The sequence below is a fragment of the Asticcacaulis sp. genome, from assembly GCF_020217185.1.
Taxonomy (GTDB): domain Bacteria; phylum Pseudomonadota; class Alphaproteobacteria; order Caulobacterales; family Caulobacteraceae; genus Asticcacaulis.
Genome location: NZ_JAIWNX010000308.1, coordinates 1 through 13,888 on the forward strand (window position 1 = coordinate 1; position 13,888 = coordinate 13,888).

Sequence of the window (13,888 nt, forward strand, 5' to 3'; positions counted from 1 at the left end):
GACGGGTCATGAAAAAGGCCTCCAAATCAGTGGAAGCCTTGAATCACGCATAAGCCAGCTTGAAAACCCAATTTATGAGTTTACGGCCTAGACATATATGTATGGCTGGTCAGGAGATACCCTCATGAAAACGCTTTACGCCGCTGTGGTCGTGTTGGTCTGTTGTGCCTCAGCCGCGTTGGCCAAGCCCAGACCGGCGGATATGGCCTTTGTGAACGGGCGCATCCATACGGTCGATGCCTCCGACACGGTTGTGCAAGCCGTCGCCTTGCGTGATGGGCGGATCGTCTATGTCGGCGATGATGTGGGGGCCAAGGCTCTGATCGGACGCAAGACTCGCACATTTGATCTCAAAGGTCGCATGGTCCTGCCCGGCCTGATCGATGGTCACATGCACCCGCAATCGGGGGGATTGCGCGAACTGAGCTGCAATCTGCGTTATGAGCCGCTGACGGTTCCCCAGTTTCAGGCAAAGATTCAGGCCTGTCTCGACGCCGAGCCGGGGGCTGGCCCTGATGACTGGCTGACGGTCATCAACTGGTACGAACAGGCCATGCAGCCCGAAGGCACGGTCTTGAGCCACGCCGATCTCGACGGGCTTAAGACCACGCGACCGATCATGGTCCGCTCGTCCTTTGGTCACTCCAACCTGACCAACCGGCGTGGCCTTGACATAGCGGGCATCACCCGCGACACGCCTGACCCCAAGGATGGCCTTATCCGGCGGGATGCGAATGGCGCACCCACCGGTCGCTTTGAAGACGCAGCGCAGGCCCTGATCAGCCAGCACGTCCCGCCGCCGGACGCGGCGACCCATCTCAAGGCGACCCGTATCGCTCTCAAGATGATGCGTGCGCAGGGGATTACGAGCTTCCTTGACGCCTATACCGATATCGAGACCCTCACGGCCTATGGCGAAGTGATGCAGGAGGGAGAATTGACGGCGCGCGGGCATTTCGGGGTGCTGATCGATTCGGGCACGGATTTCGACGCCGGTAAGGCCGTGGCGGAGGTGGTTCGTCAGAAGCAGACCTATGAGCGGGTTGCCAAAGGCACCGAGCCGGGCTTGCGCGTTCATACCGCCAAGCTGTTTCTGGATGGGGTGGTGGCCGCGCCGTCACTGACCGGGGTTATGCTGGCACCTTATTTTGAGCCCCATTTTGAGACTGTCGGCACGGCGACCACACCGCACTGGCGGCCAGGCAAGAGCCGGGGCCCTCAGCCCTATTTCAGCGACGCCCAGTTGCAGGATACGCTGATCCGTCTCGCCGATGCCGGACTGGATGCGCATATGCACGCCGACGGTGACGGCGCGGTGCGTCAGGCGCTGGATGCCGTGGCCGCCTTGCGCGCGGCGCGTCCGCAAAGCCCCGTCCGCCCGGCGATTGCCCACGCTGAACTGGTCGATCTGGCTGACTACAGCCGTTTTGGTGAACTGAATGCCTTGCCGGTGCTGTCGTTTCAGTGGGGCAAACCGGGGCCGGATACGGTGGACAGCGTCCGCGACTATCTGGGACCTGCGCGCCACGCGCTCTTTGAACCTTCGGGGTTGCTGGAGATTTACGGGGCGCGCCTCGTGTTCGGCAGCGACTGGCCGGTGGATACGCTCAACGAATGGCTGGCGCTGCAAATTGCGGTGACGCGGCGCGCCGTTGGGGCGGAGGCGCAGAAATATCCCGGACGTCTGGGGGTGGATCCGGGCCTGTCACTGACACAGGCCATACGCGCCATGACCATCAACGCCGCCTATAGCCTGCATCAGGAACGCGAGGTGGGCTCAATCGAAGTCGGCAAGATGGCCGACCTGATCGTTATTGACCGTGATCTGTTCGCCATCCCACCCGAAGAGATCAGCGGCACAAAGGTCCTGCTGACCCTCGTCGGTGGTCAGGTGGTTTATCAGGCAGGAGATTTGTAAACAGAAAGGCCGGGATCGCTCCCGGCCTTTCGTTTTTAATCCAGCTTATAGGTCACCTGCAGGAAGCCCGATCGGCCGATCCCGTCGTACCAGCTGGTGTTGTAGTAGGGGTAGCTGACCCATGTCGTGTCAGAGGGCGGCTTTTTGTCGAACAGGTTGGTGATAGCCAGAGAGACGCGCACCTTGTCATTGACCTTATACTGCGCCGAGCCGTTATAGGTGGTGTAGGAGCCGACCCAGGCGTTCTCATCATAGTTTGGCAGACGGCTCAGATGGTTGCCGGAGAGATTGAAGCTCCACGCGCCCTTCTCCAGATTGGCGGTGATCGATGCCTTGTCGCGCGGAATATAGTAGCTGGAATCGTTGGCCAGTTTGTTGATCGCCGGGTCGCCCACATAGCGCGTATAGTCGTGGTCGATGGTGTGCGTATAGTTGCCGGTCAGGCTCAACTTGCCGATGGGGGTTTGCAGTCGGGCATGGGCCGACAGGTCCACACCGGACGTGCTTTCCACCGACACGTTGATCGGGCTGACGAAGACCTGCGTGATATCGCCGTCGCTATCGCGCGTAACGCGGGCAATCGCGTCCTGACAGGTCGGGGTATTAATGTTTTGCAGGCCGGCGCGGCATTCGCCTTCGGTCCGCGTCAGATTGTTGACCAGCAGATCCTCAACCTGACCCTTCATGTCGATCTTGAAATAATCTACGCTGATATCGAATGCGCGGCTGGGGGCCCAGACGAAACCGGTGTTGAACGATTCCGAGGTTTCCGGCTCAAGCTTCAGATTGCCGCCGGTACGGACGCGAATACGCTGCCCGCGACCGCAGTCCGACGGGTAGTCGCCATCCTGAATACACTGATAATAGTCGGTGGCGCGCCCTTCTTCAAAGCCGGTGCCGCGATAGACGTAGTTGAGGTCAGGGGCGCGGAAGCCCGTACCCCAGGCGGCCCGGAACAGCAGGGTGTCCACCGGGCGGTATTCCAGGCCAATATTATAGGTCGTCTCGGCGACACTATTGCCGGCATAGTCAAACGTGTCGTAACGCGCGGCCAGATTGGATTGCAAGGTGGAGAGCAGCGGCACGGAGAATTCGACGGCCGCGGCCGCGTGCGTGCGATGCCCTTTGGAGGTAAAGTCCACCCAGCTGAAATAGTAGGGCTGCGTCGCCTTCGGGTCGGTGCCCTGATTGAAGTTCTGACGGCCCGTTTCGACAATGGCACTGAAACCGACCGGGCCCGCCGGCATCTGGAACAGTTCCTGTGTGCCCAGTTGCAGCGAGGCCTGAACAACCGATGAGCGCGGCTTATAGACGCTTTCTTCGCGGATCGACTCGAACTCCGCCGGGGTCAGGGGCGTGTAGAAGCGTGTCGGATTGGCGTTGAACACCGGCAGGCCGTAGCCGTCATCTTCCCCCAGATAGGCGTCATCCGTATCCATGCCCAGTTGCGGCCCAAGGAACAGCGCATTGGCCTTGGCCACATTGATCATGGGGAAGGTCACTTTGGCGTTATAGGCGCTGGCGCTGATGGCCGCCTCATACGTCCATTTTTCAGCAAAGGTGCCCCGGATGCCCGGCGTGAGGGTGATCGTTTTCGAGTCCACCGTGCGCATGGCGCGGTCCAGCCCGCCCATCTCTTCCGGCGTGAAGATACGGTACCAGTTATCGGTGTCTTCGCGGGAAGCGTGGGCGTTGTAGAAGTCGCCCACATCATTACCGTCGGCGTCCTGATACCCCCACGACAACGGACGCTTGAGCAGCTTCAGCTTGCTGAATCCCACCTGCGCGTCGAGGAAGAGGTGCGTGTTGTCGTTCAGGTCATAGGTGAAGGACCCGACGAAGTTGGCGCTTTTGCGGTCTGAGACGACGGTGCGATAGCCCTGAGCCGTCTGCGAACCGCAATAGGTGCCGTCATAATAGGGATCGCTCTGCACCGTTGTGGTGCCGCCATTGGTGGACGCCGTGCGCGCGCAGTCGGCGGCCGACGGGTTGATGGCATAGACGTCGTAATCCACGCGCAGCCAGTTGGTCACCCCCATCTGATAGGCGGGATCAGGGGCGTCGGCGGTCGAGTCCTGACGCTTGCGCTGATAGCCATAGACCGGGTCCTGGATCATCACTTCGCCGCCGAAGACCCCGTGGAACTTGCCGAGGTCAAAGCCGGATGACGCATTGAAGCGATGCGAGGCACCGCCGCCTTGTTCGGTCCAGCCGTAGCGGTAGTCGAAGGTCGTGCCGTCAGCGTGCTGCTTGAGCTTGAAGTTGACCACACCGGCCAGAGCGTCCGAACCGTAGATGGCCGAGGCCGATCCGCTCAGCACTTCGATGGCATCGACCATGCCCAGCGGGATGTTCGAAATATCGGTGAAGTTTGAATCGCCGTTGTAGGGCATCGGATAGTCGGCGACGCGGCGGCCATTAACCATGACCAGAGTATGGTTGGGACCAAGGCCGCGCAGGTTCACCTGCTGGGCCCCCGGAGAATAGTCGGCCGCGTTGCCCGACTGCATGCTCTGTGTTTCACCGCTGTTCTGGGTGAGGGTCTTCAGCACGTCCGGCACATTGGCGAAGCCGCCGGCACGGATCTGGTCGGAGGTGATGACGGTCACGGGAGCCGGGCCTTCCTTGCGCACCCGTGGGATGCGTGAGCCCACAACCGTCACCACCTGCGGTTCTTCGGCCGAGACCGGTGCACTGGTGGTGGGGGGCGTTTGCGCCAGCGCTGCCGTGGCCGCAAGTCCATACAGGCTACACCCCATCATCAGGCTCAACTTGCAATAGGTGGCGAGGCGGTTCTGCGGCATCAGGCAATCTCCAGTCCATTGGTGCGACGGTGCTATTTCCAGCGTCCGGCAGATTTTGTTTCAAACCGGAGATATCTTGGAAATTTCATGTCTTAAGCGGGCCGTATTTTGCTTTTTCACGCAATCATTTTGTTGTCGCGTCATAAAATCTCCGTCAAGGTGACGTAAATTTGTTGCACCTGCATACCGCACAGGAGACTGAAATGCGCCGTCTGATCGTGAGCCTTACCCTGTGTGTTCTGGCCATGGCCGTGCCCGCGCAGGCCAAACCCAAAAGCTGGACAGGTGGGCCGGGCTACAAGACCTTTGTTATTGGGGATGAAAGCCGCCCGACCCCCGGTGAGGTGAAGGGCGGGCTTTTGATGTCCGGCGGCGGGGACTGGGCCTATGAGGCGTTTCGCTGGTTCGTCACTCGCGCCGGCAATGGCCATATCGTGGTGCTGCGCGCCTCAGGGACGACGGAATCGCAGGACGAATTCTATAACGGCGTTAAGGGTGTCACGAGCGTTCGCACCTTTTTGTTCACCGATCGGAAGGCGGCCTCTGACCCAAAACTTCTGGAGGCGGTTCGCAAGGCCGACGGCATCTTTCTCGCCGGTGGGGATCAGGCGCGCTACGTGCGTTACTGGAAAGGGACGCCGCTGAATCAACTGATTGATGCCCATGTTGCGGCCGGAAAGCCTTTGGGCGGCACCAGTGCGGGGCTGGCGGTGCAGGGAAGCTGGGCCTACGGGGCCATGGATGGCGGCAGCGTCACCTCGCCGGAAGCGCTGAAAGACCCGCTGGGGCCAGCGGTCACCATGGTCGGTGATTTCCTGCATTTCGAGCTTCTGACCCGGATTGTCACCGACAGCCATTTTGCCGAGCGCGACCGTCTGGGGCGCCTGTTTGCCTTTGTGGTCAAGACTAATCAACTCAGGGCCTCGCCCACCGTGCGCTACGCCCAGCCGCTGGTGGGGCTTGGCATAGACGAAGAAGCCGCGCTGACTGTCGAAGCCGACGGCACGGCGCGCGTCCACACCAACAAGGATGGCAAGGCGTGGCTGGTTATGGGGGGGGAGGCCACAGACCTTGAGCCTGGCAAGCCGCTGAACCTGCAAGGGGTTTCTGTCATAGGTATCGGCAAATCCTCGACCTTTAACATCCGGACGCTGGCGGTCGGTAAACCGGCCTTCACCCGCACCTATGACGTCAAAGACGGTGTGGTGACACAGCGCTTGCACTGGTCGCTGGCCCTGCATGGCGGGGCAGGGGTCATTGAGCGCGCCAACATGCCGCCGGAGAAGGAGGCGCGCTATCGGGCCTCTCTGACGCAGGCGCTTGAGGTCGGGCAGAAGGTGCTGTCGGGCGGCGGAAGCGCGCTTGAGGCCGTCGAAGCCACGGCGCGCGTGCTGGAAGACGATCCCTTGTTCAACGCTGGCCGGGGCGCGGTCATTGCCGCCGATGGCAAGGCCTATCTCGATGCCGCCATCATGGACGGCGGCACGATGAAGGCGGGGGCGGTTGCGGGTGTCACGCGCACCAAAAACCCTATCCGGCTGGCGCGTCGGGTGATGGATAAAACGCGCCATGTGTTTCTCGCCGGGGAAGGGGCGGACGCCTTCTCGCTGGCGCAGGGGCTTGAGCAGGTCGATCCGTCCTACTTCCTGACGCCTGAGCGCCAGAAGGCGTTTGAGGCCTGGAAGGCGAAGAACCTGGCGGGCATCGACCGGTCGCACCTCTATGGCACCATCGGCGTCGTCGCGCTTGACTCTGACGGCCATCTGGCGGCAGCCACCTCGACGGGCGGGCTGATGGGGAAACAGTGGGGCCGCATCGGTGATGCCCCGGTCATCGGGGCGGGCACCTATGCCCGCGACGGGGACTGCGCTGTGTCGGCGACTGGAACGGGTGAATATTTCATTCGTGACAGCGCCGCGCGGCAGGTCTGTGACCGCGTGCGCTGGAATAAGGAAACGATTGATCAGGCCGCCTACAACACAATTATGTCGGTGGGGGCTCTGGGCGGCGATGGCGGTCTGATTGCCATGGATAAGGATGGCAGGGCGGTGTTTGCGATCAATGATCTCGGCATGTACCGCGGGGCCGTGTCTTCGGACGCACCGACGCCACTCACCGGCATCTTTGCGGGTGAAGCGTTGAAGTAGACCATTTGCGCCTAACCTCCCAGAGCCTTCGTTGGCTAAGTTGAGCCGCCGAATAGCTCTAAGTTTTTTGCTTGGTCACGCAATTTTTCCGATAAAGTGCCAAGACACTTTTATGGCGCTTTATCGGATTGCGCTCTAAGATCTTTCGAGTGCGTCGTACTTTTCGAAAACGACGCAAGGGCAATTTTGTGGCCAGCGATCCCCAGCACAGTCCAATGTCTCCTCCGCACGGCTAAGCGACAGTCGTGCCCTACGTCAGGTTTATCAGGTGTCTCACTTTGGGAGCGTCTGTGCCCTTATGAAAGCGATGGACTTCGGCCTGAAGGTCGGCATCGGCCCTGGATACCCGTTGATGCTGTCTCAGATGCTCAGCCCACGACTCCACTAAAAACCATTCCACTATAGTCTGCGGGTCGTGGCTGTCTTCGGTGATGCCCCAGGCCATAGCACCGTCGCGGAGGCGTTCATCGCTAAGACGATGGATGGCGGCCAGAAACGATGACCGGTCGGCCTCGGTTATTTGATACTCGATCAAGATCATCACGGGCCCCCGGTGAGCGTCGGCGTAATCCGGACCGGCCGGTTCGGGCCAGTGAACCGAAGGAGTAAGATCGGCCTCAGCCAATGGCAGTTTAAAGCGATGAAAGACAAGGGCGGTCAGGATGAGCCCCGTGGCGGCCACCAGCAGCGCAGAGCGAAGGCCGACATGCGTCGCCAGCACGCCCCAGCCAAGGCTCCCTATGGTCATGGCCCCATTGAAAACCGTCAGATAAACCGCCAGAGCGCGTCCACGCACCCAGTTGGGAAGCACACCCTGCGCCACGCTGTTGAGAGTGGTCAGGGCGGTGATCCACGCGCCACCCGTCAGCAGTCCAAGCCCAAGCGCCAGCGCCTTAATCGCGGTTACGCTGAGGACGGCCATGGCGACGGCTGAGATCAGAGCGGCGGCCAGCACCAGACCGTCGGGGTTCAGAAGGGGCCGCATGCGCGGCAGGGCGATAGCCCCGCCGATCGCTCCAACCCCCACCGCGCCAAGCAGAAGGCCATAGAAACCGGCGTTACCCATAAGCTGCGTGCGGGCCACCAGAGGCAGAAGCGCCCACAGCGCACTGGCAAACAGGTAAAAGACAAAGGCCCGGATGAGCACCCGGTGCAGGGGACGGCTCGATTTCACGTAGCGCAGGCCGGCGCGGAACGCCCCGCCGAAAGACTCAGACAAGTGGGTGCGGCTCATCGCCGGACGCTTCCACCACAATAGGGCCGCTATAACAAAACCATAGGTCGCTACGTCCACACCGTAGGTAAGTCCCGCGCCGAAGGCCGCCAGCAAAATCCCGCCCAGCGCCGGGCCGATGGCACGGGAAATATTGATGCCCAGAGAGTTGAGCGCAATGGCGCTTTTTATATCCGTCCTGGCCACCAGCTCCGGTACAATGGCCTGCCAGGTTGGTCCCATCAGGGCGGCGCCGATCCCGCCGACAAAGGTGGCGGCAATCAGCGTCGTGACGGACATCTGTCCGGTCGAGGTCAGGATCATCAGGGTCAGGCTGACGCTTGCCAAGAGAAGCTGGATAAAAATCAGCAGCCTACGCCGATCCACAATATCGGTCAGCACGCCTGCCGGGATGGCCAGCAGAAATATGGGCAGGGTGGCGGCGGCCTGAACCATGGCAACGGCGGCGGGCGATCCCGAAAGATCGGTCATCAGCCATGCCGAGGCGACATCGCGCATAAAGGAGCCGGTGTTGCCGAGTACCGTTGCGACCCAAAGCACGGCAAAAACGGGTTGTGCCAAAGGCGCAAAGGCCCCCGACGGGCGCTCGGTGGATGATGAAGGGCTCATGACTTTGCCTCCCCGATGCGCGTGCGAAGCGTCAGGGCCAACCCACTCAGCAAGCCTCCGGCGACGGCGATGTTTTTCAGAAATGCCTTGCGCGCCATCAGGGAGGCGGGTTCCACCATCGCCCAGAAGTCGAAGTAGAAAAAGTTGACGATAAGCGTGTAAACGGCAAGGGCGAGCAGGGCCGGGGTCAGGCAAACACCGGCGAGCAGTGCCGCACTGCCCAGAATTTCCACACTGATCGCCAGCGCAAGCGACAAGGGAGCCAGCGGAATGCCGTGGGCGGCGGCTTCGTTGACATAGGCCGCCCAATGCAGGAGTTTATCCACCCCGCTTTCGACGAACATCGCGGCCAGCATCAGGCGCGGCAGCCACAGTAAAACCGGTTTTTGCACCAGCCAGAGGGCCGTCTTGGTATCAAGCGTCATGGATCAGGTTCCTTAAGTCCCGGTATGCCCTAACGGTGCCAGCCCAGCCAGACACCGATGTAACGGCTGTCGGCAATACCGATGCCGTTCAGACGCGAGCTGATATTGAGGTGCGACAGATGGGTAGTCAGGCTCAGTGCCGGCGTGACCTGCCATGTGGCCCCGACGAAGGCCTGTGCGCCGGTATATTGTCCGCCTATTCCCGCCGTTGCGGGTACGGGCAGGTTCGGCTGTCGGTAAAGGGCGTCCGAGACGCGGTCGCGCCAGAGACCGTCTGCGCCTATCGTCAGCGTCACGGTTCGATGCGGCTTCAGTGTCAGGGTACTGCCCAGCCGCACCAGATTGGCCGGACCGATCCGACCCGCCTCATCGAAGTAGGACCCGCGCGGGAAAAGCGGATTGAAGGTCTTTAAACGGCCCTTTCCGTCATCTCCACTGGCCTGATCGAATTTCAGCGCAATCCGCGGGGCCCTGTCACCCGTCAGGGTGTAGCCCAGATTTGCCGATACATAATGAGCCTCTATGGTTTGGGAGCCGAAGGTGCCGCCCTGAATGACCGCCTCGACATCATAGTCGAAGGCCTCGTGCGCTCCAGAGAGGCGCGCACCGAGGCTGGTCCGGTCTTCATCGGCCGTCACGGCGCCAAAGCGGACCGCCTTGCGTTCCAGCCGCAGCGCGTAGAGATCAGCCTGCATCCCTGTGAGGGGGGGCACCTTGAAGGCTGCATACAGACCGTAAAAGGTTTGATCCCGGTTCGTCGCATCATCGAAGGCCTTATGGCCAATCCGCACCGGATGACCGACAAACCCGCTCAGCCCGCCGATAGTGACACGCACCGCATCAAAGCTTTGACGGATATTGGGACCATCACGACGGGAGATCAGGCGTTGCGCACCGAGCGGCATTTCCTGTCGTCCGGTACGCAGGCTTAGGGTCCGATGGCGATATTCCACAAAGGCCTGCTGGATATCGGTGCCGCTCTCTTCTGTGGCGGTCAGGGGGCCTTTCTGGCCCACAACGTCGTGGAATCCAAGCTGGCCCAAAACGCGAAGGTTTTCGTCGATAGCCCAGTCGAGGCCCACCAGAGCGCGCCGCAGGACATAGTCATCCGAAGTCGGTCGAGACATCCCCGCAGCCGTATCCTCAGACAGGTTTTCATACCTCAGCCTCGTTTCCAGCGTGAGCTTCAGGAGCGGCGGGGGGCTGGCCGGTTCCCCGGCCAGCGATACAGCCGCGAGAAGGGCGGCGAACATCAGAACGACCCGCCGGCCATAAAGCCCAGCGTCATGGCCACGACGAGCAGGGCCCCCACCAGTCGGGGCGGCGCGGGCAGGGGCAGATCGAAATAGCGGCAGATAAAACCGATGCCGAGCCCGAGAGCTATGCCGAGTATGAGCTGTGTCATCACATCTGATCCTTATTGGGTTCACCGGTGGGACCGGCGCAATTGGCTTCATTGACCTTCGGGCGTTGGGCGAACCAGCGATCAGTCAGTATCCAGCCGATGGTCATGGACAGGACCAGAAGCGCACCGGTGAGCACCGGCGGGGCGGGGCTGGGGATGCCCGCCAGATTGCAGCCGAGACCAATGGCGAAACCGAGCAGAAGCCCGATAGCGATTTTGAGCGTTTGCGTTTTCATGTCCTCATTCCTCAGGCGAAGCAGGCGCAGCCGAGTACGCCCCAGAAGTCGCGCAGATTGTGGGCCGGCACGTTTGACGCATAGGCCTGACCGTGGGCGTGGCCGTGAACCGTGCAGTCGCTGTCGCAGGCGCAGGCGACGCGCGAAATGCGGTCGAGCGAAGCCACATCGGCCTTTTTGTGCTGATAGCCCCCGAAGGTGCGTACCGGCGACCAGTCTGGACTGATCGGCAGGGGGGGTGGGGCCAGCGGCTTGAACTCATCCTGAGCGTGGACGACCTTGCCGCCCACAACAGTCAGGCTGGAATAGAGGTCTTTGATGTCGCTTTCCGGCATGGACATCAGATCCTGCGGCAGGACGATGAGGTCGGCATATTGCCCGATCTTGAGAGCGCCCTTGCGACCGTTTTCGGTGGAAAACCAAGCCGAGCCTTCGGTGTAAAGGCGCACCGCCTCTTCGCGGTCCAGACGGTTCTGCGCGGTGTAGAGAGAAAGGCCGCCCAGCGTCTTTCCCGAAATCAGCCAGTAAAGACCGACCCACGGATTATAGCTGGCCACGCGTGTGGCGTCCGTGCCCATTCCGACGGGCAGGTCAGCGTCGATCATACGCTTGACCGGCGGCGTCTGTTCAGCGGCTCTTGCGCCATAGCGGGCGACAAAGGCTTCGCCCTGATAGGCCATGCGATGCTGCACGGCGATGCCGCCGCCCAGGGCCTTGATGCGGTCGATATTGCGCGGCGAAATCGTTTCGGCGTGGTCGATGATCCAGTGCAGGTCACCGAACGGTATCTCGGCGTTGACGCGCTCAAACACATCGAGGAAGCGGGAGATCGATTCATCGTAGGTGCCGTGGATGCGGAACGGCCAGCGGTTTTCGACCAGATGCTTCGTTACGGCATAAAGCTCGTCTTCCAGCGCCGCCGACAGGTCCGGACGCGGTTCCTTGAAATCTTCAAAATCGGCGGCGGAAAAGACCAGCATTTCGCCTGCGCCATTGTGGCGATACATGGCGTCACCCTGACCGGGCTTCACCAGCTTCGTCCAGGTCCGGAAGTCCTCAAGCTCCTTGCCCTTGTTCTGGGTGAACAGGTTATAGGCGATGCGCACCGTCAACTGATCCTTGGCGGCCAGGGTGCCGATGGTGTCGTAGTCTTCGGGATAGTTCTGAAAGCCGCCGCCCGCATCGATCACCGAGGTGATACCCAACCGGTTCAGTTCTTTCATATAGTGGCGGGTGGATATGACCTGATCGGCGGGGGACAGCTTCGGCCCCTTAGCCAGTGTCGCATAGAGGATCAGGGCATTCGGCCGCGCGATCAGAAGGCCCGTCGGGTTGCCGGCGCTGTCGCGCTGGATCTCGCCGCCCGGCGGGTTGGGGGTGTTTTTGTCGTAGCCCACGGCACGCAAGGCCGCCTGATTGAGGAGCGCCCGGTCATAGAGGTGCAGGATGAAGACGGGGGTATTGGGTGCAATGGCGTTGATCTCTTCCAGCGTAGGCAAACGCTTTTCGGCGAACTGATATTCGCTGAAGCCGCCGACCACGCGCACCCATTGCGGGGCGGGCGTCACCGCCACCTGAGCCTTCAGCATATCGAGCGCATCGGCCACCGACTTCACGCCGTCCCAGCGCAGTTCCATCAGATAGTTGAGGCCGCCACGGATCAGGTGGGTATGGCTGTCGTTCAGGCCGGGCAGAACGCGCTTGCCTTTCAGGTCGATCACCTGCGTTTTGGCCCCTTTCAGCTTCATGATCTCGCTGTCAGAAGACACCGCACTGAACACGCCATTGGTAATGGCCACAGCGGTGGCGGTGGGGTTGGCGCGATCCAGCGTCGTCAGTTTGCCGTTGTAGAGGATCAGGTCGGGAGTCATGGCATCGTCCTTGGCGAAGGCGGAGGTGGCGAGAAGGGCAGCCGAAGCCGTCAGAGCGCGTCGGCGGTTGATCAGGGAGAGCGTCATCAGCGGACCTCGACGGGGAAGGAGGGCCGCCTGTCCGGGCGGGGAGGGGACAGGCGGCCAGAGCACACGCGACAGGAGCGGCGGGGTGGGACAGCTCCGTCGGACGTCGGGGCGGACGTCAGGCGTGCTCAAGGGTTTCGGTCTTGATGACCTTGTGCGGGAAGGCACCGCGCTGCGGAGCCTTGTGGACGTGGGTATAGGCGTAATCGACGCCCATGCCGTAAGCGCCGAAATGCTCACGCACGATCTCCATGACGCCGTTATAGGTGCCGCGGTTGGCCCAGTCGCGTTGCAGTTCCAGCAGCACCGTCACGGCGGTCATGGAATGGGCGCCGGCCTGTTCCATACGGCGCACGGCCGCATCGTGCGATTCCTGAGACGTGCCGCCGGACGCGTCGGTGACGATGAAAACCTCGTAGCCTTCTTCGAGCGCCGACAGGACCGGAAAGAGCAGGCAGGCTTCGGTCCACAGGGCAGCGATGACCAGCTTCTTTTTGCCGGTCGCCTTGACCGCGGCTACCAGCGCTTCGGAATCCCACGAGTTCATCGACGAGCGTTCAATGGGGTCCTGCTGAATGACATCCAGCAGTTCCGGCCAGATATAGCCTGAGAAGCTTTCGGTTTCGACCGATGTCAGGATGACCGGAGCCCCGAACAGCTTGGCGGTCTTAGCGAGGGCGATGGTGTTGTTCTTCAGGAGCTGGCGGTCGATATTGGTGACGCCGAACGACATTTGCGGCTGATGATCAATGAAGATGAACGCGGTGTCGTCGGCATTGATGAGGGATTTGGCGCGGAAGGTCATGATGTATCCTCTTGGGTGGGGCCGTCCGTATCAGGCAAGGCTTCGCCGTTCAGAGGCTTTCGGTCCTCTGGTGCGCACCTTGCCGGTGCAGAACGTGACTGTGAGAGAGTGAGAGAGCGCTGCGAAGCGAACGCAGACGGTGGTACGCGGTACTGATGAACCCGATGTACCTCTTCCACGGCGTTGCGAGTAGAGGCCGAGCGGGTCATTTAGGGTTGCGAAATTTGCAACTCTAAAAGGGAAGGTATGTTCAATGCCGCCCGGACACCCTCGGCGTAGTCCGGGTGGATGCGTTCGAAGTGGGTGAGGGCGCGCTCGATGATGACGTCGGGCACGCCGGCCATGGA

General features: G+C 61.4%; 10 protein-coding genes. 2 read left to right on the forward strand and 8 right to left on the reverse strand.

Annotation, left to right across the window (positions count from 1 at the left end; genetic code table 11):
• Positions 1-124: 124 nt before the first annotated feature.
• The gene (locus tag LDL37_RS15925; RefSeq protein WP_290799825.1) at positions 125-1,918 is read left to right on the forward strand and encodes an amidohydrolase; all 1,794 of its coding nucleotides are present in this window, start codon (positions 125-127) and stop codon (positions 1,916-1,918) included.
• Between the two features lie 35 nt (positions 1,919-1,953).
• Here the strand turns inward: LDL37_RS15925 and LDL37_RS15930 are convergent, their stop codons facing one another.
• Complete coding sequence (locus LDL37_RS15930) at positions 1,954-4,722, reverse strand: TonB-dependent receptor (RefSeq protein WP_290799827.1); 2,769 nt, start codon at positions 4,720-4,722, stop codon at positions 1,954-1,956.
• Between the two features lie 203 nt (positions 4,723-4,925).
• On the opposite strand from LDL37_RS15930, the gene LDL37_RS15935 reads away from it, so the two are divergent.
• Positions 4,926-6,869 (forward strand): isoaspartyl peptidase/L-asparaginase, encoded by a 1,944-nt coding sequence (locus LDL37_RS15935; protein ID WP_290799828.1) that lies wholly within the window; start codon positions 4,926-4,928, stop codon positions 6,867-6,869.
• 250 nt (positions 6,870-7,119) lie between these two features.
• Here LDL37_RS15935 and LDL37_RS15940 read toward each other — a convergent pair whose 3' ends face one another.
• The 7 genes from LDL37_RS15940 to LDL37_RS15970 form a co-directional block, all read right to left on the reverse strand.
• A complete protein-coding gene (locus LDL37_RS15940) occupies positions 7,120-8,712 on the reverse strand; it encodes an MFS transporter (protein ID WP_290799830.1) in 1,593 nt (530 codons plus the stop codon).
• Complete coding sequence (locus tag LDL37_RS15945; protein WP_290799831.1) at positions 8,709-9,137, reverse strand: DoxX family protein; 429 nt, start codon at positions 9,135-9,137, stop codon at positions 8,709-8,711. The genes LDL37_RS15940 and LDL37_RS15945 overlap by 4 nt, the downstream gene beginning before the upstream one ends.
• Positions 9,138-9,166: 29 nt before the next feature.
• Entirely contained in the window at positions 9,167-10,390 is a 1,224-nt protein-coding gene (locus LDL37_RS15950) for an alginate export family protein (RefSeq protein WP_290799833.1), read from the reverse strand.
• A complete protein-coding gene (locus LDL37_RS15955; RefSeq protein ID WP_290799835.1) occupies positions 10,390-10,542 on the reverse strand; it encodes a DUF1427 family protein in 153 nt (50 codons plus the stop codon). The genes LDL37_RS15950 and LDL37_RS15955 overlap by 1 nt, the downstream gene beginning before the upstream one ends.
• The gene (locus tag LDL37_RS15960; protein ID WP_290799838.1) at positions 10,542-10,778 is read right to left on the reverse strand and encodes a DUF1427 family protein; all 237 of its coding nucleotides are present in this window, start codon (positions 10,776-10,778) and stop codon (positions 10,542-10,544) included. Before LDL37_RS15960 ends, LDL37_RS15955 begins: the two co-directional genes overlap by 1 nt.
• 11 nt (positions 10,779-10,789) lie before the next feature.
• A complete protein-coding gene (locus LDL37_RS15965; protein ID WP_290799842.1) occupies positions 10,790-12,736 on the reverse strand; it encodes an amidohydrolase in 1,947 nt (648 codons plus the stop codon).
• A 118-nt stretch (positions 12,737-12,854) separates the two neighbouring features.
• A complete protein-coding gene (locus LDL37_RS15970; protein ID WP_290799845.1) occupies positions 12,855-13,541 on the reverse strand; it encodes a hydrolase in 687 nt (228 codons plus the stop codon).
• Between the last annotated feature and the right edge of the window lie 347 nt (positions 13,542-13,888).